We start from the raw sequence: 21,873 nt of genomic DNA, 5'->3' as shown, positions 1-21,873 counted from the left end.
CATGCGTGGCTCTTCGACGCCTAGTCTGGCAGCGGGGTTTCCGACTGCCAAGGCGCCCGGGTTCATGCCAAGCGTGGCCAGCCACTCCGGAGCTGGCGCGTTTTCACTTCGGGACACTCAGGATCATGCAGGTCAGCAAATCGAACAAGCTCGCCAATGTCTGCTACGACATTCGCGGGCCGGTGCTACGGCACGCCAAACGCCTGGAAGAGGAAGGCCATCGCATCCTCAAGCTGAACATCGGCAACCCGGCGCCGTTCGGTTTCGAGGCCCCGGAGGAAATCCTCCAGGACGTGATCCGCAATCTGCCAACCGCCCAGGGCTACAGCGACTCCAAAGGTCTGTTCAGCGCCCGCAAGGCGATCATGCAGTACTACCAGCAGAAGCAGGTCGAAGGCGTCGGTATCGAGGACATCTACCTCGGCAACGGCGTGTCCGAGCTGATCGTCATGTCCATGCAGGCCCTGCTGAACAACGGTGACGAAGTACTGATCCCGGCGCCGGACTATCCGCTGTGGACCGCAGCCGTTAGCCTGGCCGGTGGCAAGCCGGTGCATTATCTGTGCGACGAGCAGGCCAACTGGTGGCCGGACCTGGCCGATATCAAGGCCAAGATCACGCCGAACACTAAGGCGCTGGTGCTGATCAACCCGAACAACCCGACCGGTGCGGTCTACCCTAAAGAAGTGCTGGAAGGCATGGTGGAGCTGGCGCGCCAGCACAAACTCGTGCTCTTCTCCGACGAGATCTACGACAAGATTCTCTACGACGACGCCGTGCACATTTCCACCGCCTCGCTGGCGCCGGACGTGCTCTGCCTGACCTTCAACGGCCTGTCCAAATCCTACCGAGTGGCAGGCTTCCGCTCGGGCTGGGTCGCAATTTCCGGCCCCAAGCACAAGGCGCAGAGCTACATCGAAGGCCTGGATATCCTTGCCAACATGCGCCTGTGCGCTAACGTGCCGGCCCAGCATGCGATCCAGACCGCCCTGGGCGGCTATCAGAGCATCAACGACCTGATATTGCCGCCAGGCCGCCTGATCGAGCAACGCAACCGCACCTGGGAGCTGCTCAACGACATTCCGGGCATCAGCTGCGTCAAGCCGATGGGTGCGCTCTACGCCTTCCCGCGGATCGACCCGAAGGTTTGCCCGATTCACAACGACGAAAAGTTCGTACTCGACCTGTTGTTGGCCGAGAAGCTGCTGATCGTCCAGGGCACGGCGTTCAACTGGCCGTGGCCGGATCATTTCCGCGTGGTCACCCTGCCGCGCGTCGACGATCTGGAGCAGGCGATTGGTCGCATAGGCAACTTCCTCAAGACCTATCACCAGTAACGGCATGGATCTGCACATCGACGATTTCTACCGGGACGCCGCGGCAGGCCTGCTGATGCTCTATCAGGCCTTTCCGCGCAAGGTCGCGCTGTACGTCGAGGATCTGATCGGCCACGAAGAGCCGGACGAATTCGGCCTGCCGAGCAAGCGCCACCAGGGCTGCCTTGGGGCGCTGCTATGGCTCGCCGAAGAAGGCTACCTGCGCTTCGACAGCACCATTCAGTATCAGGCGCTGGATCAGGCGGTACTCACCGAAAAGGCGTTCCTGCGCCTGACTCGCAGCGTTCCCGATCTGCCCGCCGCAACGGAAACCCTGCCTTCGAGCGTGCAACGCGTTCATGCCAGCCTCGCCCATCAGCTACGCGAAGCGCTGAAAAGCGGAAACAGCGAGCGTCTCGCCGGATTGGCCCGACTGCTCCTCGAAAGCGGCCCGCTGCCAGCACGACACGACATAGCTTGAAATAGTCGCCCGGTTGAATAGCCCGGGGGCGCACCTTATATAGCCTACGTTCTTTCTCGTACTCCCGGAGTCAGTCGCAACCATGATGCGCATTTTTCTGTTCGTGGCCACCAACCTCGCGGTACTGCTGATCGCCAGCATCACGCTCAAGGTGCTCGGGGTCGACCGCTACACCGGCCAGAACTATGGCAGCTTGCTGGCCTTCTGCGCGGTCTTCGGCTTCGCCGGCTCGCTGGTTTCGCTGTTCATCTCCAAGTGGATGGCGAAAATGAGCACCCGCACCGAAATCATCAGCCAGCCTCGTACGCGCCATGAGCAGTGGCTGCTGCAGACCGTCGAGCAACTGTCGCGCGAAGCCGGTATCAAGATGCCGGAAGTCGGTATCTTCCCGGCCTACGAGGCCAACGCCTTCGCCACCGGCTGGAACAAGAACGATGCCCTGGTGGCCGTCAGCCAGGGTCTTCTGGAGCGCTTCTCGCCGGACGAGGTCAAGGCCGTACTGGCCCATGAAATCGGCCACGTGGCCAACGGCGATATGGTCACGCTCGCGCTGATCCAGGGCGTGGTGAACACCTTCGTGATGTTCTTCGCGCGGATCTTCGGCAACTTCGTCGACAAAGCGATCCTCAAGAACGAGGAAGGCCAAGGCATCGGCTACTTCATCGCGACCATCTTCGCCGAACTGGTGTTGGGTCTGCTGGCCAGCATCATCGTCATGTGGTTCTCGCGCAAACGCGAATACCGCGCCGATGAAGCCGGCGCTCAGCTCGCCGGCACCCAAGCCATGATCGGCGCGCTGCGCCGCCTGCAGGCCGAACAAGGCGTGCCGGTTCAGATGCCGGATACGCTCAAGGCGTTCGGCATCAACGGCGCGCTGAAACATGGCATGGCTGGGCTGTTCATGACCCACCCGTCGCTGGACGATCGCATCGAGGCGCTGCGTCAGCGCGGCTGAGCATGTTCGGATGAAAAAGGGGCGACGCAAGTCGCCCTTTTTGTTTGTCTATCTTCTTCCTCCCGCGCACAAAGGAACCCTCATGCGCCGACTTCTACTCACCTGCTGCGTCATGCTCACGCTCAGCGGTTGCCAGAGCGCCTATTACTCCGCGATGGAAAAGGCAGGCATTCATAAACGTGACATTCTGGTTGATCGCGTCGAGGATGCCCGCGACTCGCAGCAGGACGCCAAGCAGCAGTTCAAGGATGCGCTGGAGCGCTACCGCAGCGTCGTCAAAGTCAACGGCGGCGATCTGGAACAGCGCTACGAGGCGCTGAACCGGGAATATGAGGCCAGTGTCGCCGCAGCCAACGACGTGCGCGCACGCATCGAGGCTGTCGAAGATGTCGCCGAGGCATTGTTCGACGAATGGGAAGACGAATTACAGCAGTACAGCAACGCCAGCCTGAAGAGCGCCAGTACACGTGAGCTGAGCCGCACGCGCAGCGAATACCGCACACTGCTGCAGCGCATGAAGGCTGCCGAGAAGCGCATTGCGCCGGTGCTTGCCGTGCTGCGCGACCAAGTGCTGTTTCTCAAGCACAATCTCAACGCCCGCGCCATTGGCGCACTGCAGGGCGAATACCGGACGCTGCAGAGCAACGTCGATCAGCTGATGGCGGACATGCAGCGCGCCATCGACGAAGCGGACAGTTTCATCCGCCGTCTGCAGGCGGGAAGCTGAGCGCCCCGCCCGGTCGCCGTGACGGCATGACAAGCGCGGGGATGTCTCAGGCGTGGCGCCGCAGGTGATAGAAACGCTCCTCCAGGCGCCCCAGACCGCACTCACGCATGCGCGGGTTGCGTTCCAGCACCTCCTTCGACTCGAGCAGTTCGACGTGCCAGTCGGCCGCATAAAGGGCAGTGATCTCAGCGGTATCGACGGCGAAGGGCGGCCCGTCCATCTGCGACTGCTCGTAATCGAGGGTAATCAGCAACTGCTGACAGGCATTCGGCAGGATTGCCGAAAGATGTGCTGCATAGCGCTGGCGCATCGGCGGCGGCAAGGCAATCAGCGCGGCACGATCGTATAGAGCCTGGCAGTCGGCAACATCCTGCGCCGCGAGCGCGAAAATATCACCGCAGCGGATCTCCAGCGCGCCTGCACGGAAAATCTTGAAAGGCCCGGCTTGGGAGACCTCGGCGTCGAGCTGCTGTTCAGCGAAGAACGCTTCGACCGCCTTCTCGCTCAGCTCGACACCCAGCACCCGATACCCCTGTTCGGCCAACCAGGCAAGATCGACGCTCTTGCCGCACAGCGGCACCAATACCTGCGCACCCGGCGCAAGCCCAAGCCGCGGCCAGTGGCGCCGCAGCCCGGGATGCACCATGCCAAGGTGAAAACCGATTTCATTGCGCGCCCAGCGCTGCAGCCAGAAGTCTTCGTGCATCCGCAAACCTCCTTCCAATGAAGACGGCAGCTTAGCAGAGCACCTTACAGGCGAAGCCGATCATTCTGCGTACAGCGCAGCCTCGACATCGAAGCCGGCATCACGCATCTGCGCCAGCTTGTAGCGCAGCGTACGCGGGCTGATACCGAGGCGGTCCGCCGCCTCCTTGCGGCGTCCGCGTTCGCTGCGCAAGGTTTCGATGATCAGCTGGAATTCGTGCTGCCGCAGATCCTCTCCAAGCGCCGCGGCGGATTTCGTCGCGACGTCGCTGGCCGCTGGCGCCTGGCTCGAGACGGCCGCGAGCATCAGCTCAACACCGCCCAGGCAGAGGTCGGCCGGCTCGATCACGCCGCCGCGCTGAAGAATCAGCGCGCGCTGGATGGCGTTGTCCAACTCGCGCACGTTCCCCGGCCAGGCATGAGCCTGCAGGCAGCGCCGCGCGGCCTCGGACAACCGCGCCGGCGCCTGTCGCATCTTCTGCCCATGCTTGGCCAACAGCCGCTCGGCCAGCGGCACGATATCCGCAGTCCGCTCACGCAGTGGCGCCCACGCCAAGGGAAAGACCGATAGCCGATAGTACAGATCCTCGCGAAAACGCCCCGCCGCCACTTCGCCCTGCAAATTACGGTTGGTCGTGGCGAGCACGCGGATATCGAGCGTGATCGGCTTGCGCGCGCCGACCCGCTCCACTTCACGCTCTTGCAGCACCCGCAGCAGCTTGGCCTGCAACGGCAGCGCCATCTCGGATATCTCGTCGAGCAGCAGCGTACCGCCATCGGCCAGTTCGAACTTGCCCGGCTGCGCGGCGACCGCTCCGGTAAAGGCGCCCTTCTCATGACCGAACAACGTGGCCTCGAGCATGTTGTCGGGAATGGCCGCACAGTTGATTGCAATGAACGGTCCATTCGCCCGCGGCGACTGCTGATGGATGTAACGCGCCAGCACTTCCTTGCCGGTCCCCGACTCACCGGAGATGAGCACCGTGGAATCGCTCTGCGCCACCCGTGCGGCCAACTCGAGCAATTGTCGACTGGCCGGTGCATGAGCGACCGGCCCCTGCTCGGCATCATCCAAGCGACCGCAGGCGTGTTGCGCGATCAGGTTCAGCAGAGCCTTCGGTTCGAATGGCTTGAGCAGGTAATCCACCGCCCCCTGACGCATGGCCTGCACCGCGCGCTCGATGGCGCCGAAAGCGGTCATCAGCAGCACCGGCACCTGCGGATAACGCTGGCGGATCACGCTCAACAGTTCGTGGCCATCCATACCCGGCATATTGACGTCACTGACCACCAGACTGAACGCCTCTTCGCGCAGCGCCTGCAATGCCGCCTCGGCGCTCGCCACAGCGCGATAGGCATAACCGCCGACCTCAAGGGTGTCGCCCAGTGCTTCACGCAATGCGTGATCGTCTTCAACCAGAAGAATTCTGCCAGTCATTCGCAAATCTCCTGCGGGCCTGCTGGAAGCAGGGGAATCACCAGCCGCGCGCAGGTGCCTCGTCCAGGCCGGGAAAGCAGCTGCAGCTCACCGTGATGGGCACGCGCAACGGCCTTGACCACCGCCAACCCAAGCCCGGTACCGGTCGCCTTGGTGGTGAGAAAAGGCTCACCCAACCGCGCCAGCAGCGCCGGCTCGATGCCCGGCCCGTTGTCGCTGACACACAAGCGCAAGCTGTCGCCGCGTGCGTAGAGATGAATCTTGAGCCGCACACCGGCGCCTGCAGCCTGCACGGCATTTTCGATCAGATTGAGCAATGCGCCGACCAGCGTGTCACGGTTGCACAGCAGCAGCCCTTGCGCCGCATCGCACTGCCAGCGCAGGTGGATATTCTGCAAGCGCGACTCGGCCGCCGCGCATAGCGCACCGAACAGCTCGGCCGGGGTAATGCGATCCTGCAGAGGCAGATCGCCGCGGGCGAACACCAGCATGTCGCGAACCTGATGCTCCAGTTCGTGCAGCCGGCTCTTCAGGCGTCCGGCAAAACGCGTTTGCTGTTCCGTGCTCAGCCCACCCTCTTCCAGGTGGCTGGCGTAGAGCAAGGCAGAGCTCAGCGGCGTGCGAATTTGATGCGCCAGCGAGGCGACCATCCGCCCAAGTGACGACAGGCGCTGATGGCGCGCCAGCTGATCCTGCAGCCGGCGCGTTTCGGTCATGTCGGTGAGCAGTACCAGCTGCCCCGGCTCGCCGCTCAGCGAGCGGGTGGCAAGCGCAACCCGCCGCCCGTTGGCGAGCGATATCTCATGGCCGTCGTCGCGCCGCGGGGCGAAGCAGCGTGCGATGACGTTGCGCCACAACTGATTCTCCAGCGGCTCGCCCAGGAGCTCAATGGCAACCGGATTGGCTTCGCGCACGACGCCATGCCCGTCGAGCACCACCACGCCACCGGGAAGCAGATCGAGCAGGCTGCGCAACCGCTGGGCCAGCCGCTCTTTTTCATCCAGCTCGCGCAGACGCAGCGCGCTGGCGGCGTCCAACTGACCTTCGAGCGAGGCCACGCGTGCAGCCATCCGCTGCTGAGTGGCGTCCAGCTGGGTTTGCAGCTGGGTCAGCCCATCGAGCGATGGCGAGCACGGACGTTCGGCGGGGGTTGGGCTAGAGGCGGCGCTCACTGTTCCACTCGTGACTGTCAAAAAAAAGACCTGTCACTGGCGGGAGCAAGGTTCGTGCCCGAGGCACGCTGGGCGCGGAGAGGGATGGACATGAGCGGGCCGTACCGACAACAACCGGTACGGCTACGCCCGCCAGACAATCAGTCTTCGGCTGCTGCCAGCTCGCCGTTATCGTCGTCGCGGCGGTTCATGCCGTACTTGCGCATTTTCTCCACCAACGTCGTGCGCCGGATGCGCAGGCGCTCCGCGGCCCGCGCCACAACGCCGCCGGCATCCTCCAGGGCCTGATGGATCAGGCCCTGCTCGAGATTGCCGAGGTACTCCTTGAGATCCAGCCCCTCGATCGGCAGCATGGCGTGCGCTTCGGGAACCGCCATCGGCGCACTGATCGCAGCGCGCTCTTCCATCTCATCATGCAGGCTGACGGCATACTGCTCGTCGTCGTCATCGACATGGCGAAACTTCTTCGGCAGCTCCATGACGCCGATTACCCCATACGGGTGCATGATGGCCATTCGCTCGACCAGATTAGCCAGCTCGCGAATGTTGCCCGGCCAATCGTGCCGGCAGAGCGACATGATGGCTGCCGAGTTGAAGCGAATCGAACCGCGCTTCTCGTGCTCCATACGCGAGATCAGTTCATTCATCAGCAGCGGTATGTCTTCAACGCGCTCGCGCAGCGGCGCCATCTCGATCGGGAAGACATTCAGGCGGTAATAGAGATCTTCGCGGAAGGTGCCCGCCTCGATCATCTTCTCCAGATCCTTGTGCGTCGCAGCGATGATGCGCACATCGGCGACCTGCGTGCGGTTGCTGCCCACGCGCTCGAAGGTGCGTTCCTGCAACACGCGCAGCAGCTTGACCTGCATCGGCAGCGGCATGTCGCCGATCTCGTCGAGGAACAGGGTACCGCCCTCGGCCAGCTCGAAACGCCCGGCGCGTGCCGTGATCGCCCCGGTGAAGGCGCCTTTCTCATGGCCAAACAGCTCGCTCTCCAGCAGTTCCGCCGGAATCGCGCCGCAGTTCACCGGCACGAACGGTGCCTGGCGGCGCTTGGAGTGGTAGTGCAGGTTGCGCGCGACAACTTCCTTGCCCGTCCCGGATTCACCGAGTATCAGCACGCTGGCCTCGGTGTCGGCGACCTGCTGCATCATTTCGCGTACATGCTGCACGGCACGGCTGGTGCCGACCAGGCTGCGAAACAGATTCGGCTCGCGCTGACGCCCGCGCCCCTTGGCCTGATCGTACATTTCCCGGTAAATCTGCGCGCGGTGCAGCGAATCGAGCAGCTTGTTATAGCTGGGCGGCATCTCAAGGCTGGTGAGCACGCGGCGGCGCAGCTCTTCCGGCCAATCCGTCGGCACCGGCTCGCCAATCAGGATCACCGGCACGTTCTCGTCCCACTGACTCATCTGCTTGAACAGCTCGACCGCCCCGCCCTTGCTGGTGACCTCGCCCAGCAGGACGCCAATGACGCTCCGCGACTCCAAGCCCTCCACGGCGTCGCGCCAATCGTGGCTGGAACACGCCAGATGATCCTCGCTGAGGAAATTCAGGATCACAGTCAAGTCACGACAACGGTCACGATCATCGTCTATCAACAAAATCTTGGTATCACGCCACATCTTGTTTATAGGGCTCTTGGCTTGCAGAAAAGAAGCGCCGGAGTTTTCGCATCCATGGGGAAACGCGGCCACACCAGAGGCAATTGGCCGGTAGTTAATTAAAAAAAATGAACGGAGTCAAATTTATGACGTGAATTGTCGACCAAAGGCAGCGCCGGAAATGCCGTTAATCGGCGCCAGCACACACTTCCCGTGCCGCCGGATAGGAATATCTACGGGGTAAAGGCATAGCGTCGCCAGAGTCAAAAATCTATCAAACCTTAATTTTGATAGCTAATTGACAGCACCAGCAGGAAGATGCCGGCTTTTCCGGGAAGTTGGACGGAACGATTACACGAGCGTCCTGGCGAGCGGCGCCTGACAGGCGGCACAGCCAGCTGTGGCAGATTGACGCTATGTCGCACCCGCAGGCCGCGACTATCCGAACAGCTGGTAGACCTTGGCGCTCTCGCGTGCCTGGTTGAGTTGTCGCAACTCGCCGGCGATACGTTGCCGCTCCGTCTGGCATGCGCCAACCAGCTCGCCGTATAGGTTCAGCAGTTGCTGCATGCCGTGGCGTAGCTGAACTTCGTCGCGCTCAGGCTCGCTCATGGCTTCGTCGACTGCCTGCCGGCACTGACGATCGAGCACACTGATAGCCGCCCAGTCCTGTTGCGCCAGTGCATTGCGCAAGGCGCTACCGGTTTCTTCGAGACGTTTGACGGACATATTCATGGATCGACTCCGGGCAGGCTCATCATGCAGCCGCTAGCTGCTTCCTGCTTATCGGCACACCGCCAGCCGGCTTTAGCAGAGCCGACGAAAAGACTCGCCGTGCAAGCCGACCGCGATCAGTAGCGATTACGCAGCCCTGGCGGAACGCTGGGCGGCGCCACTGGATCCCACGGGCCATCCGGGCGTCCGGAGCAGTACCACTCGCCATCCCAGCGGTAATAAAGGCGTTCGCGGTAGAACAGCTCGGTGCCTTCCACCACATACACGCCCAAACGATTATCCCAGTGCGCTGCCGCATGCGGCGGCGGCGCATAGCGCGGATGGCTGCGCTGCACCGATGGTGCCCGCGGCGCCGGTGGGGTCTGGATGGGTGGCGGAGCGATAACCGGACCGCGTGGAGCCGGTGCCTGCGGCACAGGCTTGGCAGGCGGAACCGGCCGTTCGGCCTCATAGGGCGTTCCCGCACACGCTGCCAGAAGCAGCGTCGCGCCTAGCGCTACGATCCGCTGCGCGTGCCGCACCAACGAAATATCGCCAACGCGCACCATCTTCATCCCTCCGCTACCTGCCGGCGCGTCAAGGAGCGTCGGGCTTGTCGATCATCAGGCGAATCGTCTTGTCGCCACCTGCGGTTTTCAACGCTTCGCTCTGACCCGCCCACTCGCCTTTGGTTGCATTACCCTCACGCGAAACGCGCGCCACCAGCTTCACCTCAGGGTAATTGGACATCTTCAGCTGCGGCATCATCGCATCTGCGTCGCCCAGACTGATGTTGGCCGGCAGATCGGCAACGCGCAGGCGCTTGGCCGCCAACGGGATCGCCGGCCCCGATACGGCACGGGCGAACACGAATACGCTGTCATCCGGACGCACATCGTCCTGCAGCGACGGGTCCAGGGTTACCTCGATCTGAAGCCGAACCGCCGCCGATTCGCTGGCGGCCGCAGGCGCAGGTGCTGTCTCGCCAAGCTGTTCACGCGCGCGGGCGATACCGCCCTTGATCGCCTCACGGGATGGGTCCTCTTCCGGCAGTGTGGCCACCAGACGCTCCCAGAAGCCAATCGCATCCTGAAAGCGGGCTTCTTCGTACGCCGCGATCCCCAGCAGACCTAGGCTGGTCACCTCCTGCGGATCGGCGCGCAAGGCTTCGTCGGTCAGCGCCTGCAGTTCCTTCGTCCACTGCCGATTGCCGGCGAAATACTGCGCCTGTGCCCACTGCCCAAGCAGCTCGGGCTGCCGGCCGGCCAGTTCGATCACTCGCGCGAACGCCTTGGCGGCGTCGGCCGGACGTTCCTGATTCATGTAAGTACGTCCGAGGAAGTACCAGCCCTCGGCGGAATCGGGCTGCGCTTCGACAGCCCGCTCCAGGCGCACCGTCATTTCCTCGAGAGAACGCGGTTGCTCGCCGAACTGGCGGGCCAGCTCGACCTTATCGCTGGCGCCCCAGTGCAGGTACAGGCCGTAGCCAAGCAGAGGCACAAGCAGCGCCGCCAGCAGCGGCACTGCACGCCCCAGCCGCGCGCTGCGCGCGTCGTCGCTGCCCTCGGTATCATCCAGCAGCTCGCGTGCGGCATCGGCACGCCCCGCTTCCAGTTGCTCCTCGGTAAGGGTGCCGGCGGCGCGCTGGGCAGCAAGTTCAGCGAGACGCTCCTGATACAGGGCGACATTCAGCGCAGTGCGGTCTTCCTCGGCCTGGGCCTTGCGCCCGCGCAGGATCGGTAGCAGCAGAAAGGCCAGAGCCGCCAGCAGCAGTACGCTGGCAGCAATCCAGAAATCGATCATGAGTCTTTTTTATCCAGCAGCGTGGCGAGGCGTTCGCGCTCGGCATCGGAAAGGGTTCTTGCCGCAGGTGCGGTATCCGCTCGGCGGCGGCGGACCAGAATTACCGTCAACACACCGAAACCAAGGATCAGCAGGCCCGCTGGGCCGTACCAGAGCAACAGCGTGGTGGTGTTTACCGGCGGGTTGTAGCGCACGAAATCGCCATAGCGATCGACCAGATAGGCGACGATCTCATCGTTGCTCTTGCCTTCCTCCAGCATGCGGAAGATCTCTTCGCGCAGGTCCATGGCGATCGGCGCGTTGGAGTCGGCGATGTTCTGGTTCTGGCATTTCGGACAGCGCAGTTCTTCGGTGAGCGTGCGGTAGCGCTCGCGCTCGGCTTCGTCCTTGAAGTCATAGGTGTCGATGGCAGCATGTGCCGTAGCGCTGACGGCCAAACCCAGCAGCAGCGCGCGGATCATCGATTTCATTCGTCCACCAGCTCCTGATAGAGCGCCGCCAGCTGCTCGCGCCAGACTCGCTCGTCGATCGCGCCAACGTACTTGTGGCGAATGATGCCGTTCTTGTCGATCAGGAACGTTTCCGGTGCGCCGTAGACGCCCAGGTCCAATCCCAGCTTGCCATCCGGATCACTGACGTTGAGCTGGTAGGGGTCGAGGAAATCCTTGAGCCACTGCTGTGCCTTGGCGTTCTCGTCCTTGTAGTTGATGCCGTGAATCACGACGCCCTGCTCGGCCAGGCGATTGAGCATGGCGTGCTCGGCCTTACAGGTCGGACACCAGGTCGCCCAGACGTTCACCAGCGCTGGCTTGCCCAGCAAGTCCTCGCGGCGAACCTGCCGGTCGCCCTCCACTGCCGGCAGCTCGAACGCCGGAAACGGCTTGCCAATCAGCGCCGAAGGCAACTCGGTCGGATCGAGAAACAGCCCGCGATACAGAAATACCGCCACCACCAGGAAGATCGCCAGCGGCAGCAACATCAGCACTCGTTTCACATCAGGCTCCTTGTCCAGCCAGCCCCAGTGCTTCACGCACCCGGGTTTTCACCTTGACCCGATACCGCCGGTCACTCGCCGCCAGCATGCCGCCAAAGGCCATCATCAGCCCACCGAGCCAGATCCAGCGCACGAAGGGTTTGATATGCACCCGTACCGCCCAGGCGCCATCGCCCAGCGGCTCGCCCAGCGCGACGTAGAGGTCGCGGGTAAAACCCGCGTCGATGCCTGCCTCGGTCATCGGCATTTGCTGCACGGTGTAAAGGCGTTTCTCGGGGTGCAGAACGGTGATCTCGCGATCACCGTCGAGTACGCGAATGGTGGCCCGATCGGAGGTGTAGTTCGGCCCTTCGTGGTGCTGCGCGCCTTCAAAGACGAACTGATAGCCACCCAGCTCCAACGACTCGCCCGGTGCCAGACGCAGGTCGCGCTCGGCACTCTGCTGGCTGGTGAGCACGACGCCCAGCGCACACATCACCAGGCCGATATGCGCCAGATGCATGCCCCAATAGCTTGGCGCCAGGCTGCGCACGCCGTTCAGCAGGCCTTTGTGTCGGGTCTTGTCGAGCAGGTCACGCACGCTCGCCAGTACCACCCAGGCCGCCAGGAAGCTGACTGCCAGCACTGCCCAGTGGAAGTCACCGAAAGCGAGCGCGCCCAGCCCGCCGAGCACTGCACTGGCAATCAGCACCGGTGTCAGCATGCCCAGCAGCCAGCGCAATGGCGTGTCCTTCCAACGCACCAGAATGCCGACCGCCAGAGCCAGCAACAGCGCAGCCATCAGCGGTACGAACATGGCGTTGAAGTAGGGTGGTCCTACCGACAGCTTGGCTCCCGACAGCGCATCGAGCAGCAGCGGATACAGCGTGCCGAGCAGGATCATCGCCGTGGCGACCACCAGCAGCAGGTTGTTGATCAGCAGCAGCGTTTCGCGTGACCACAATCCGAAGCCGACCTGGCTCTTGACCACCGGCGCACGCAGGGCGAACAGCGTCAGCGAGCCGCCCACCACCACCAGCAGGAAGACCAGGATGAACACGCCGCGCTCAGGATCCGTGGCGAATGCATGTACCGAGGTCAGCACGCCGGAACGCACCAGGAAGGTGCCCAGCAGACTGAGCGAGAACGCGGCGATCGCCAGCAGTACCGTCCAGCTCTTGAACACACCGCGCTTCTCGGTGACCGCCAGCGAATGGATCAGCGCCGTGCCGACCAGCCAGGGCATGAACGAGGCGTTTTCCACCGGGTCCCAGAACCACCAGCCACCCCAGCCCAGCTCGTAATAAGCCCACCAGGAGCCCAGCGCGATACCGATACCAAGAAACGCCCAGGCCACCAGCGTCCAGGGGCGCGACCAGCGCGCCCAGGCGGCATCCAGGCGCCCGCCGAGCAGTGCCGCAATGGCGAAGGCGAAGGCCACGGAGAAGCCGACGTACCCCATGTAGAGCATCGGCGGGTGTACCACCAGGCCGAAGTCCTGCAGCAGCGGATTGAGATCGCGGCCATCCATCGGCGACTGCGGCAGCAGACGGTCGAACGGGTTGGAAGTAACGATCAGGAACAGCAGAAAACCGATACTGATCAGCCCCATCACCCCCAGCACGCGCGCCAGCATCTCTTCCGGCAGTTGCCGCGAGAACACCGAGACGGCGAAGGTCCAGGCCGACAGAATGAACGCCCAGAGCAGCAGCGAGCCCTCATGCGCGCCCCATACCGCGCTGAACTTGTAGTACCAGGGCAACGCGCTGTTGGAGTTCTGCGCCACGTAGGAAACGGAGAAGTCGTCGACCATGAACGCATAGGTCAGACAGGCGAAGGCGAAGGCGAGGAACGCGAACTGCCCCCAGGCCGCCGGCTGCGCCAGACTCATCCACTGCCGGTCACCGCGCCAGGCGCCGATCAGCGGCAACGTGCCCTGCACGCAGGCCAGGCACAGCGCGAGGATCATCGCCAGATGGCCAAGCTCAGGAATCATTTCGCATACTCCTGCTTGCCGCCCTCGTAATGTTTCATCATGCCGCTCTTCTCGAGCGCCTGCGAAACCTCCGGCGGCATGTAGTTTTCATCGTGCTTGGCCAGCACTTCGTCGGCGACCAGCACGCCATCGGCGTTCACCCGCCCCAGCGCGACGATGCCCTGCCCTTCGCGGAACAGATCCGGCAGGATGCCCTGATAGTTGATCGTCACCGTCTCCACACCGTCGGTCACACGGAAGGACACGCTCAGCGAATCACTGGAGCGCTGCACCGAGCCGGTTTCCACCAGCCCGCCGGCGCGAATTCGCGTGCCCTCGGGCGCCTCACCGTTGGCGATCTGCGTCGGCGTGTAGAACAGGTTGATGTTCTGCTGCAGCGCCGACAGGGCCAAGGCGACGGCGATGCCGACGCCGGCGAGGATCGCCAGCACGATGAACAGGCGTTTCTTGCGCACCGGATTCACTTCACTTCCTCCCGGCGCAAACGGCGCGCCTCGTCTTGCAGGTAACGGCGACGCGCCAGCATCGGCAGCGCCGCGTTCAGGATCAGTACCGCCAGGCTGATGCCATAGGAGGTCCAGACGTACAGGCCGTGGTTGCCCATGGCGATGAAATCGGCGAAGGACGAAAAATTCACGACATTTTCCCCACCAGAGCGGTGACTTCGGTCTTCGCCCAGCTGCTACGCGACTCGCGGCGCAGCACTTCCAGGCGCATGCGCATCAGCAGCACGGCGGCGAAGAAACAGTAGAAGCCCAGCACCATGACCAGCAGAGGCAGCCACATCTCGATGGGCATCGCGGGTTTCTCGGTAACCTTGAACGTGGCCGGCTGGTGCAGGGTATTCCACCACTCGACCGAGTACTTGATGATCGGAATGTTCACCACGCCGACGATCGCCAGCACCGCGCAGGCCTTGGCGGCGCTGTCACGATTGCTGATCGCCTGACCAAGCGCGATCACGCCGAAATAGAGGAACAGCAGGATCAGCATCGAGGTCAGGCGTGCATCCCAGACCCACCAGGCGCCCCAGGTGGGCTTGCCCCAGACCGCGCCGGTCAGCAGTGCGATAAAGGTCATCCAGGCCCCGATGGGCGCGGCCTGCTGCAACGCCACGTCGGCGAGCTTCATCTTCCAGACCAGACCGACCACACCCGCCACGGCCAGCATCACGTAAACCGACTGGGCGAGGAACGCCGCCGGAACGTGGATATAGATGATGCGAAAACTGTTGCCCTGCTGGTAATCCTCGGGCGCGAACGCCAGCGCCCAGATCGTTCCCACGACGATGAGGATAGCCGCGCTCCAGCCTAGCCACGGCAGCCAGCGACCGCTGATCTCGTAGAACCACTTGGGCGAACCCAGCTTGTGAAACCATGTCCAGTTCATCGAATGACTCATCGTGGTTAGAGACCGACAACCCGGCCTCGACAATCCGTTTCAGCGGCCGGATGAGCTTAGCGACTCCGGCCGGCGTTATGTACCGCTACTCGCCGACGCTGATCTTCAGCCCGGCGGCAATCGCAAAGGGGGTCAGAGTAACCGCCAGGGCGGTCAGGCTGGCCAGCCATAACAGATGGCCGGCGGCGGGCAGTCCCTGCAAGGCCGCCTGCAGAGCCCCGCTGCCAAGAATCAGCACCGGGATGTACAAGGGCAGAATCAACAGCGCGAGCAACAAGCCACCACGCTTGAGGCCAACGGTCAGCGCCGCGCCGACCGCGCCGAGCAGACTGAGGATCGGCGTCCCCAGCAGCAGCGACAGCAGCAACACCGGCATCGCGCTCATCGGCAGGCCGAGCATCAGCCCGAGCAAGGGAGCCAGCAAGACCAACGCCAGCCCCGAGAACAGCCAGTGTGCCAGCACCTTGGCGAGCACCAGAAGCGCCAGCGGGTGCGGCGAAACGACCCACTGCTCGAGTGAACCGTCCTCGAAATCGCTGCGAAACAGCCCGTCCAGCGAGAGCAGCACGGCCAACAGCGCCGCGACCCATACCAGCCCGGGCGAAATCGTCTGCAACAATTGCGACTCTGGGCCGACCGCCAGCGGAAACAGCGCAATGACGATGGCGAAGAACACCAGCGGGTTGGCCAGCTCGGCCGGGCGGCGAAACAGCAGGCGCGCCTCGCGAGCCAACAGAAGAGTGAAGACGCTGCTCATGCGGCCCGCTGCCCCAGATCCAGTTCACGGTAGCCGGCCGGTTTTTCCGTCAGCGTGTGATGCGTGGTGAGTACCACCAGACCGCCCTGCTCGCAGTGACGCGCCAGATGGGCTTCCAGCTGGGCCACACCGTGCTTGTCGAGCGCGGTGAACGGTTCGTCGAGAATCCACAACGGCGGCGGCGCCAGATACAGCCGCGCCAGAGCGACGCGGCGCTGCTGGCCGGCAGAAAGCGTGTGGCAGGGTACGTCCTCGAAGCCGCGCAGACCGACCTGCGCCAGCGCCTGCCAGATCGCCTCGCGGTCGGCCGGCTGGTGCAAGGCGCAGAGCCAGGCGAGATTCTCCTCCGGCGTGAGCAGCCCCTTGATGCCGGCAGCATGGCCGATCCACAGCAGGTTGCGCGCCAGTTCGCTACGCTGGGACTCCAGAGGCTGGCCCTGGAGCAGGATTTGCCCGGCGGTCGGCTGCATCAGTCCGCAGAGCAGACGCAGCAGACTGGTCTTGCCGCTGCCGTTGGGGCCGGATATCTGCAGCATCTGGCCTTTCTCCAGGCGCAATTCGAGCTGCTCGAACAGCAAGCGCCAATCCCGCTCACAGGCGAGCGCCACAGCTTCGAGAAAGGGATTTGACACGCCGGCGATACCTCAAGATGAAAAGAGCGTGGCCGCTATAATTCAGGCGGCCACCCGAGGGCGGTCGGAATTATACATGGCAACCCCTTGCACCAAAGGCTGCGGAAGCGAAAGGTTGTAAGAGCATTTGAGGAAAAATGACCGAGATCAAGAGCGCTTCTCCCGTCCCGCCGCCCACCACCCCGCGCGCCAGTACTGCCGCGCTCGATGTGGCGCTCAGGTTGCTGCAGCCGATGCAGGGCCTGCTGGGAGCGGGCGAGAGCGCGCAGGCCGAGGTCGTCTCCGTCAAGGAAACCGCGCAGAGCTTCCAGCTGGTGTTGCGCCTGACGCTGGAGAACGGCCGCCAGGCCACCGTCGAAGCCCAGAGTCCACGCCCGGTGCTGCCCGGCGCCAGCTACGCAGTAGCGGCGCTGTCGGATAGCCGGCTGCTGGCGCAGCCGCAACCGGGGCGCAACCAGCCGCTACAGAGCATCGACCTGGCACTGCTGCCGGCCGGCAGCATCCTGCAAGGCAAGGTGATCGCCACCGGCCAGCAGACTGGCGGCGATGGCCGCCCCACATTCCAGGTCGTGCTCAGCCTGCTCAACTCCCCGCTGGCCGGGCAGAAACTGCAGCTCGAGACCAGCACCCCGCTGGCACTCGGCAGCCTGCTGACGGCCCAGGTCCAGGGCAGCCAGGCATTGAGCTTCGTGCCGTTGAGCGGCCTGTTCGACCGGCTGCTGCTCGGCCAGCAGCTGGCTGCCCAGCACGGTCGGCAGGCACCGCTGAGTGGTGTTTTCCAAGCCTTGGCGGCGCTCGGCAATACGCTGCCCGACGGCCTGCGCGACGCCGCCGGAAAGCTCCTCGGCCTGCTACCCGGCGTCCAGCAACTAAGCGATCCTCAAGGGGTGGCCCGGGCCTTCGCCGCCAGCGGAGCGTTTCTCGAGGCACATTTGCTGAGCGGGCACACCGCCGGGGTCGCCGGCGATCTCAAGGCCGCACTGCTGAGGCTGATGGCGCAGCTGCCCAACCTGCTGGGCAGCACTCCGCAGGCCGCGGCACAGCTGGGCGCGGCAACCGGCCAGGCGTTGCCGGCATTTGCCCGTAGCGCGCTGGGGGCTCTCGGCCAGAACAATGCACGCCAGCTGGCGTTGGGCTTTCCCCTCGGCGGCAGTCCGCTGGGCGGCAAGCTGCCGGATGGTCAGGACGAACAGGCTGATCTGGAGCTGCTGCTCAAGCTCGCCGCGGCCGCGGTCTCACGCCTGCAGACGCATCAACTGTCGAGTCTGGCGCAGACGCAAACGCTACCGGATGGTGTCCAGCTGACGACCTGGCAGCTGGAGGTACCGATGCGCGACCAGCGCGACATCGTGCCCCTGCAGATCAAAGTGCAGCGCGAGCAGAGCCAGCGCCAGCGCGACAAGGAACAACCGGACACGCTCTGGAAGATCGAACTGGCTTTCGACATCCAGCCCTTGGGCCCCTTGCAGGTCCAGGCACAGCTGCTGCGCGGCAGCCTGTCCAGCCAGCTGTGGGCCGAACGCGGCGAAACCGCCGAGCTGATCGCCAGCGAACTCGAACATCTGCGCGAACGCCTGCAAGCCGCCGGTCTCAACGTCGGCGAGCTGGCCTGTCGGCAAGGGGTGCCACCGCAGGGACCGCGTACGTCGCTGGATCAGCGTTTCGTGGATGAAACCGCATGAACGACCAGCAGCCACGCCAGGCGATTGCCCTCAGTTACGATGGCCGGCATACCCCAACCCTGAGCGCCAAGGGCGACGACGAACTGGCGGAGATGATTCTGGCGATCGCCCGCGAACACGAGGTGCCGATCTACGAAAACGCCGAGCTGGTCAAGCTGCTCGCGCGCCTGGAGCTGGGCGACGAGATCCCGCCGGAACTGTATCGCGTAATCGCGGAGATCATCGCCTTCGCCTGGTATCTCAAAGGCAAGCGCCCTGCTGACTTCGATCCGCAAGCGGCGCCCGCCGCGTTGCCACCGCTGCTCAACGCACCAGAGCGCTGAGCGCGGTGTAGGTGTCGTCGCTGCCTTTCTCCTGCGGGAAATCTTCCAGCTGCCAGGCGAAATAGCCGTCGCGGAAATAGAAGACCTGGCGATATCCCCACGCCACCGCCATCCGCGCAGCCTGCGCACTGCCGGGGCAGATTTCGCTGTCGCAATAGATCACCAGCGGCACGCTGCGCGGAATGTTCTGGCTCGCCAGGATGCCGAAGCCCGTCGCCAGATCGAGGTGCAGCGCACCCTGCACATGCCCCCAGGTCCACTCGCGCATGGGGCGGATATCGACGAACATCGCGCCCAGCTCGTGCAGACGTTTGGCCTGGTGAGCATTCACCGTCAGCGCGCCATGCACTTCCTGTGGCGCCTCCCGCGTCAGCCCACTCAGCGGCACCATGCACAGCAGCAGAATCAGTACGCGCACCATCGCCCACGCCTCCTCGGCCCGCGGCGACTGCACCGCGCAGCAAAGCTCGTGGAGATTTGGAGAAATACGGCGAGGCGAGGTTCCAACCAACACGTCAGCGGGCGACGCATGGCCAGCTGTCAGGGCTTGCGCGCCTTGTGCAGCTTGCTCATCAGCTCGGCCTCGGATTGCGAGAGGCCGCAGGAATGCGTGAGGTCGTCCACGCTGGCGCCCATGCCAACCAGTTTGGCGGCCTGGCTGAACGAGAAATTGTTGGGATCGCGCTGCTCGAGCTGCACCAGCTTGTCCGGAAGCGGCGCCACCAGGCGGGCCAGCTCCTCGAGCCGATCGCCCATGCGCGCACTGCCTTCGGCGTAGACGTCCAGTTGCTGGACCAGATCCTTGATGCGTCGGTCGCGGACAGCGTCGCGCTTGGCCTGTTCTTCAGCCTGGCGCCGCTGCTGGCGCAGCAGCCACACGCAGAAGCCCAGTAGCCCCAGGCAACCGAGGGCCAGGGCGACGACCGACGCGACCAGCGACACGATCAGCATGGATCAGATGCTCTCAAGTTCCGCCCATTCCTCTTCCGTCATCATCTTGTCCAGTTCAACCAGGATCAGCAGCTCACCGTTCTTGTTGCACACACCCTGAATGAACTTGGCCGATTCGTCGTTACCCACGTTCGGCGCGGTCTCGATTTCCGACTGACGCAGATAAACCACCTCGGCGACGCTGTCGACCATGATGCCGATGACCTGACGGTCGGCCTCGATGATCACGATGCGCGTGTTGTCGGAAACCGGCGCCGGTGCCAGACCGAAGCGCTGGCGCGTGTCGATCACCGTGACCACATTACCGCGCAGGTTGATGATGCCCAGCACGTAGCTCGGCGCACCAGGGACCGGCGCAATTTCGGTATAGCGCAACACTTCCTGCACCTGCATCACATTGATGCCGTAGGTCTCGTTGTCCAGACGGAAGGTTACCCATTGCAGGACAGGATCATCGGAACCCTGCGCAGACGTCATCTTCATAGTCCCACCCTTTTTCAGATACCGCCGCAGCGGTCGATTTGTCGGTTGCACCGGAGCCGACGGATGCGTCCGGCGCGTATCAATCTCAATGTTTCCTTGTCGATGCCGGGTGCAGCTGCCTGACCGCGCCACTGGCGATCAGCTCGGCGAGCGCGGTGACATCCACCAGCGCGCACATGTGTTCGATCACCGTACCGGCCAGCCACGGCCGCTGATTGCGCTGCGTACGCCATTTCACTTCGCGCGGGTCCAGACGGATCGAGCGGCTGACCTGATGCACCGCCAACCCCCATTCGTAACCTTGCACGGAAATCACGTACTGCAGGCCCTCGCGGAAGTCATCGCGATAGCGGTCGGGCATGACCCAGCGTGCGGTATCCAGCACCTTCAGATTGCCGGCGTGGCTCGGCAATATGCCGAGAAACCAGTCCGGCTGGCCGAACAGTGGCGTCAGTTCCTGCCCCGTCAGCGGGTAGATCGAACCGAGGCAGACCAACGGCACGGCCAGGGTCAGCCCGGCGACATCGAACAGCAGACACTCGAACGGCTGCTCCCCCCACTGGGGCGGCTGGTGCGGGTCGAGCGCCGGCGGTTCAGCCGCCGATGCCGCCGCCACGCTCAGCTCCACGACCGGCTCGACTACGGCAGCCGGCACGGCAATCTCGGCGACCACCGTGGTCGCCGGCGGGCTTTCCGCCGGCAACTCGCTAACGGTCTCGACCTGGCGCAGGTTATCGCGCTGCTGCTCCTCCAGCACGGCGGCCTGGAACTCGTCCAGGCTGACCGACTCCGCCAGCTCGACCGTCGCGTCCTGCAGCAGCGCATCGAGATACGACTGCAGCGCGAGCTGGGAGCGAGTTTCGGTGAGAACGGCGCGGCTCATGGGACCCACTTCTGTTGAAAATTCAGACAGGCTATCGGCCAGTGCCAAGGCGAACTTGAGCCGGTCATCCGACACTTCGTCAGCATGTCAGGCTGCCTCGGGCGAGGTCTGCAGTGACAGCAGATGCTTGAGCAGCGCGCGGTACGCCAGCACCGCCCGGCTGCCCGAGTCGAACTGCGACGGCGTGAGCCCCGCCCGGCTGGCGTCGCGCAGGCGCGTATCGATCGGGATGAACGCTGGCCACAGGCTGTTCGGGTAACCGGCACGCAACACCTTGAGGGTATTCATCGACGCCTGCGTCCGGCGGTCGAACAGGGTCGGCACGATGACATAAGGCAGCGGCTGTTTGCGCGAGCGATTGATCATCGCGAGGGTGCCGACCATCCGCTCCAGCCCCTTCATCGCGAGGAATTCGGTCTGTACCGGAATCACCAGCTGTTGGCTGGCCGCCAGCGCATTGACCATCAATACGCCGAGCAACGGCGGGCTGTCGATGATGGCGTAATCGAAGTCCTGCCACAGCTGCGACAGACTCTTGGCGATGACCAGGCCCAGACCGTTCTGCCCGGGCGACTGGCGCTCCAGCGTGGCGAGCACGGTACTGGACGGCAACAGCGAGATACGCTCATGACTGGTCGACAGCAGCAACTGCCACGGCAAGCCCTCGGGTACGCTGCCGTTGTGCTGAAACAGATCGAAGACGCTGTGCTCGAGGTTATCCGGGTCATGGCCGAAATAGCTGGTCATCGACCCATGAGGGTCGAGATCGAGCACCACCACCCGCTTGCCCGCATCGGCGAGCAAGCCTGCCAGTGCGATCGACGTGGTGGTCTTGCCCACCCCGCCCTTTTGATTGGCTACTGCCCAGACTCTCATT

General features: G+C 63.9%; 26 protein-coding genes. 6 read left to right on the top strand and 20 right to left on the bottom strand.

Features of this window, described 5'->3' with window-relative positions:
- The first annotated feature begins 125 nt into the window (after positions 1-125).
- From NAV27_RS08470 to NAV27_RS08455, 4 genes are all read left to right on the top strand, one after another.
- Positions 126-1,337: a pyridoxal phosphate-dependent aminotransferase gene (locus NAV27_RS08470; protein ID WP_008570448.1), complete on the top strand. Its 1,212-nt coding sequence runs from the start codon at positions 126-128 to the stop codon at positions 1,335-1,337.
- A gap of 4 nt (positions 1,338-1,341) precedes the next feature.
- Positions 1,342-1,797: a hypothetical protein gene (locus NAV27_RS08465; protein ID WP_102828920.1), complete on the top strand. Its 456-nt coding sequence runs from the start codon at positions 1,342-1,344 to the stop codon at positions 1,795-1,797.
- Positions 1,798-1,879: 82 nt separating this feature from the next.
- Complete coding sequence (gene htpX / locus NAV27_RS08460; protein ID WP_008570452.1) at positions 1,880-2,752, top strand: protease HtpX; 873 nt, start codon at positions 1,880-1,882, stop codon at positions 2,750-2,752.
- Positions 2,753-2,834: 82 nt separating this feature from the next.
- Positions 2,835-3,479, top strand: a complete 645-nt coding sequence (locus NAV27_RS08455) for a DUF2959 domain-containing protein (RefSeq protein ID WP_102828919.1) — start codon at positions 2,835-2,837, stop codon at positions 3,477-3,479.
- A gap of 46 nt (positions 3,480-3,525) precedes the next feature.
- Here NAV27_RS08455 and NAV27_RS08450 read toward each other — a convergent pair whose 3' ends face one another.
- The 15 genes from NAV27_RS08450 to ccmA form a co-directional block, all read right to left on the bottom strand.
- Entirely contained in the window at positions 3,526-4,185 is a 660-nt protein-coding gene (locus NAV27_RS08450) for a thiopurine S-methyltransferase (RefSeq protein WP_102828918.1), read from the bottom strand.
- A gap of 60 nt (positions 4,186-4,245) precedes the next feature.
- The gene (locus NAV27_RS08445) at positions 4,246-5,622 is read right to left on the bottom strand and encodes a sigma-54-dependent transcriptional regulator (protein WP_102828917.1); all 1,377 of its coding nucleotides are present in this window, start codon (positions 5,620-5,622) and stop codon (positions 4,246-4,248) included.
- Positions 5,619-6,734 (bottom strand): sensor histidine kinase, encoded by a 1,116-nt coding sequence (locus NAV27_RS08440; protein WP_305128391.1) that lies wholly within the window; start codon positions 6,732-6,734, stop codon positions 5,619-5,621. The genes NAV27_RS08445 and NAV27_RS08440 overlap by 4 nt, the downstream gene beginning before the upstream one ends.
- A gap of 200 nt (positions 6,735-6,934) precedes the next feature.
- Positions 6,935-8,419 carry a sigma-54 dependent transcriptional regulator gene (locus NAV27_RS08435; RefSeq protein WP_008570457.1) on the bottom strand — a complete coding sequence of 495 codons (1,485 nt, stop codon included), beginning with the start codon at positions 8,417-8,419 and terminating at the stop codon, positions 6,935-6,937.
- 417 nt (positions 8,420-8,836) lie between these two features.
- Entirely contained in the window at positions 8,837-9,133 is a 297-nt protein-coding gene (gene fliT / locus NAV27_RS08430) for a flagellar protein FliT (protein WP_102828915.1), read from the bottom strand.
- A 116-nt stretch (positions 9,134-9,249) separates the two neighbouring features.
- Complete coding sequence (locus tag NAV27_RS08425) at positions 9,250-9,687, bottom strand: hypothetical protein (protein ID WP_102828914.1); 438 nt, start codon at positions 9,685-9,687, stop codon at positions 9,250-9,252.
- Positions 9,688-9,709: 22 nt separating this feature from the next.
- Positions 9,710-10,915: a c-type cytochrome biogenesis protein CcmI gene (gene ccmI / locus NAV27_RS08420; protein WP_102828913.1), complete on the bottom strand. Its 1,206-nt coding sequence runs from the start codon at positions 10,913-10,915 to the stop codon at positions 9,710-9,712.
- The gene (locus NAV27_RS08415) at positions 10,912-11,385 is read right to left on the bottom strand and encodes a cytochrome c-type biogenesis protein (protein WP_102828912.1); all 474 of its coding nucleotides are present in this window, start codon (positions 11,383-11,385) and stop codon (positions 10,912-10,914) included. Before NAV27_RS08415 ends, ccmI begins: the two co-directional genes overlap by 4 nt.
- Positions 11,382-11,909 carry a DsbE family thiol:disulfide interchange protein gene (locus NAV27_RS08410; RefSeq protein WP_102828911.1) on the bottom strand — a complete coding sequence of 176 codons (528 nt, stop codon included), beginning with the start codon at positions 11,907-11,909 and terminating at the stop codon, positions 11,382-11,384. Before NAV27_RS08410 ends, NAV27_RS08415 begins: the two co-directional genes overlap by 4 nt.
- A 1-nt stretch (position 11,910) precedes the next feature.
- Positions 11,911-13,884, bottom strand: a complete 1,974-nt coding sequence (locus tag NAV27_RS08405; RefSeq protein WP_102828910.1) for a heme lyase CcmF/NrfE family subunit — start codon at positions 13,882-13,884, stop codon at positions 11,911-11,913.
- Positions 13,881-14,348 carry a cytochrome c maturation protein CcmE gene (gene ccmE, locus NAV27_RS08400; RefSeq protein ID WP_008570465.1) on the bottom strand — a complete coding sequence of 156 codons (468 nt, stop codon included), beginning with the start codon at positions 14,346-14,348 and terminating at the stop codon, positions 13,881-13,883. Before ccmE ends, NAV27_RS08405 begins: the two co-directional genes overlap by 4 nt.
- Positions 14,345-14,521, bottom strand: coding sequence for a heme exporter protein CcmD (ccmD, locus tag NAV27_RS08395; protein ID WP_008570466.1), 177 nt, complete (start codon positions 14,519-14,521; stop codon positions 14,345-14,347). Before ccmD ends, ccmE begins: the two co-directional genes overlap by 4 nt.
- On the bottom strand, positions 14,518-15,273 hold the full coding sequence (locus NAV27_RS08390; protein ID WP_102828909.1) for a heme ABC transporter permease: 756 nt from the start codon (positions 15,271-15,273) through the stop codon (positions 14,518-14,520). Before NAV27_RS08390 ends, ccmD begins: the two co-directional genes overlap by 4 nt.
- 97 nt (positions 15,274-15,370) lie before the next feature.
- Positions 15,371-16,042: a heme exporter protein CcmB gene (ccmB, locus tag NAV27_RS08385; RefSeq protein WP_008570468.1), complete on the bottom strand. Its 672-nt coding sequence runs from the start codon at positions 16,040-16,042 to the stop codon at positions 15,371-15,373.
- Positions 16,039-16,674, bottom strand: coding sequence for a cytochrome c biogenesis heme-transporting ATPase CcmA (gene ccmA, locus NAV27_RS08380; RefSeq protein WP_102828908.1), 636 nt, complete (start codon positions 16,672-16,674; stop codon positions 16,039-16,041). Before ccmA ends, ccmB begins: the two co-directional genes overlap by 4 nt.
- A gap of 137 nt (positions 16,675-16,811) precedes the next feature.
- Between ccmA and fliK the strand changes: the two genes are divergently transcribed.
- Both fliK and NAV27_RS08370 read left to right on the top strand, forming a co-directional pair.
- A complete protein-coding gene (fliK, locus tag NAV27_RS08375) occupies positions 16,812-18,356 on the top strand; it encodes a flagellar hook-length control protein FliK (RefSeq protein WP_102828907.1) in 1,545 nt (514 codons plus the stop codon).
- Complete coding sequence (locus NAV27_RS08370) at positions 18,353-18,679, top strand: EscU/YscU/HrcU family type III secretion system export apparatus switch protein (RefSeq protein WP_054093347.1); 327 nt, start codon at positions 18,353-18,355, stop codon at positions 18,677-18,679. The genes fliK and NAV27_RS08370 overlap by 4 nt, the downstream gene beginning before the upstream one ends.
- Here NAV27_RS08370 and NAV27_RS08365 read toward each other — a convergent pair.
- From NAV27_RS08365 to NAV27_RS08345, 5 genes are all read right to left on the bottom strand, one after another.
- A complete protein-coding gene (locus NAV27_RS08365) occupies positions 18,660-19,100 on the bottom strand; it encodes a rhodanese-like domain-containing protein (RefSeq protein WP_054093348.1) in 441 nt (146 codons plus the stop codon). The genes NAV27_RS08370 and NAV27_RS08365 overlap by 20 nt on opposite strands.
- Before the next feature lie 119 nt (positions 19,101-19,219).
- A complete protein-coding gene (locus NAV27_RS08360; protein ID WP_043297328.1) occupies positions 19,220-19,630 on the bottom strand; it encodes a DUF2802 domain-containing protein in 411 nt (136 codons plus the stop codon).
- A gap of 3 nt (positions 19,631-19,633) precedes the next feature.
- Positions 19,634-20,113 (bottom strand): chemotaxis protein CheW, encoded by a 480-nt coding sequence (locus NAV27_RS08355; RefSeq protein WP_008570473.1) that lies wholly within the window; start codon positions 20,111-20,113, stop codon positions 19,634-19,636.
- 85 nt (positions 20,114-20,198) lie between these two features.
- On the bottom strand, positions 20,199-20,996 hold the full coding sequence (locus NAV27_RS08350; protein ID WP_102828906.1) for a CheW domain-containing protein: 798 nt from the start codon (positions 20,994-20,996) through the stop codon (positions 20,199-20,201).
- An 87-nt stretch (positions 20,997-21,083) separates the two neighbouring features.
- Positions 21,084-21,872, bottom strand: a complete 789-nt coding sequence (locus NAV27_RS08345; protein WP_102828905.1) for a ParA family protein — start codon at positions 21,870-21,872, stop codon at positions 21,084-21,086.
- Between the last annotated feature and the right edge of the window lies 1 nt (position 21,873).

Source organism: Stutzerimonas degradans (assembly GCF_024448505.1).
Lineage (GTDB): Bacteria > Pseudomonadota > Gammaproteobacteria > Pseudomonadales > Pseudomonadaceae > Stutzerimonas > Stutzerimonas degradans.
The sequence above is the reverse complement of the archived record's forward strand: the minus strand, read 5'-3'. Positions and strand labels throughout refer to the sequence as shown.

Excerpts from the sequence above, each read along its gene's own strand:
- fliK (WP_102828907.1), top strand. The coding sequence starts at position 16,812 with ATGACCGAGATCAAGAGCGCTTCTCCCGTCCCGCCGCCCACCACCCCG.
- NAV27_RS08445 (WP_102828917.1), bottom strand. The coding sequence starts at position 5,622 with ATGACTGGCAGAATTCTTCTGGTTGAAGACGATCACGCATTGCGTGAA.
- NAV27_RS08365 (WP_054093348.1), bottom strand. The coding sequence starts at position 19,100 with ATGGTGCGCGTACTGATTCTGCTGCTGTGCATGGTGCCGCTGAGTGGG.
- NAV27_RS08455 (WP_102828919.1), top strand. The coding sequence starts at position 2,835 with ATGCGCCGACTTCTACTCACCTGCTGCGTCATGCTCACGCTCAGCGGT.
- NAV27_RS08360 (WP_043297328.1), bottom strand. The coding sequence starts at position 19,630 with ATGCTGATCGTGTCGCTGGTCGCGTCGGTCGTCGCCCTGGCCCTCGGT.
- NAV27_RS08465 (WP_102828920.1), top strand. The coding sequence starts at position 1,342 with ATGGATCTGCACATCGACGATTTCTACCGGGACGCCGCGGCAGGCCTG.
- NAV27_RS08450 (WP_102828918.1), bottom strand. The coding sequence starts at position 4,185 with ATGCACGAAGACTTCTGGCTGCAGCGCTGGGCGCGCAATGAAATCGGT.
- NAV27_RS08405 (WP_102828910.1), bottom strand. The coding sequence starts at position 13,884 with ATGATTCCTGAGCTTGGCCATCTGGCGATGATCCTCGCGCTGTGCCTG.
- NAV27_RS08390 (WP_102828909.1), bottom strand. The coding sequence starts at position 15,273 with ATGAACTGGACATGGTTTCACAAGCTGGGTTCGCCCAAGTGGTTCTAC.
- NAV27_RS08350 (WP_102828906.1), bottom strand. The coding sequence starts at position 20,996 with ATGAGCCGCGCCGTTCTCACCGAAACTCGCTCCCAGCTCGCGCTGCAG.
- ccmI (WP_102828913.1), bottom strand. The coding sequence starts at position 10,915 with ATGATCGATTTCTGGATTGCTGCCAGCGTACTGCTGCTGGCGGCTCTG.
- NAV27_RS08425 (WP_102828914.1), bottom strand. The coding sequence starts at position 9,687 with ATGAAGATGGTGCGCGTTGGCGATATTTCGTTGGTGCGGCACGCGCAG.
- NAV27_RS08345 (WP_102828905.1), bottom strand. The coding sequence starts at position 21,872 with ATGAGAGTCTGGGCAGTAGCCAATCAAAAGGGCGGGGTGGGCAAGACC.
- NAV27_RS08435 (WP_008570457.1), bottom strand. The coding sequence starts at position 8,419 with ATGTGGCGTGATACCAAGATTTTGTTGATAGACGATGATCGTGACCGT.
- fliT (WP_102828915.1), bottom strand. The coding sequence starts at position 9,133 with ATGAATATGTCCGTCAAACGTCTCGAAGAAACCGGTAGCGCCTTGCGC.
- NAV27_RS08470 (WP_008570448.1), top strand. The coding sequence starts at position 126 with ATGCAGGTCAGCAAATCGAACAAGCTCGCCAATGTCTGCTACGACATT.
- NAV27_RS08370 (WP_054093347.1), top strand. The coding sequence starts at position 18,353 with ATGAACGACCAGCAGCCACGCCAGGCGATTGCCCTCAGTTACGATGGC.
- NAV27_RS08415 (WP_102828912.1), bottom strand. The coding sequence starts at position 11,385 with ATGAAATCGATGATCCGCGCGCTGCTGCTGGGTTTGGCCGTCAGCGCT.
- htpX (WP_008570452.1), top strand. The coding sequence starts at position 1,880 with ATGATGCGCATTTTTCTGTTCGTGGCCACCAACCTCGCGGTACTGCTG.
- ccmB (WP_008570468.1), bottom strand. The coding sequence starts at position 16,042 with ATGAGCAGCGTCTTCACTCTTCTGTTGGCTCGCGAGGCGCGCCTGCTG.
- NAV27_RS08355 (WP_008570473.1), bottom strand. The coding sequence starts at position 20,113 with ATGAAGATGACGTCTGCGCAGGGTTCCGATGATCCTGTCCTGCAATGG.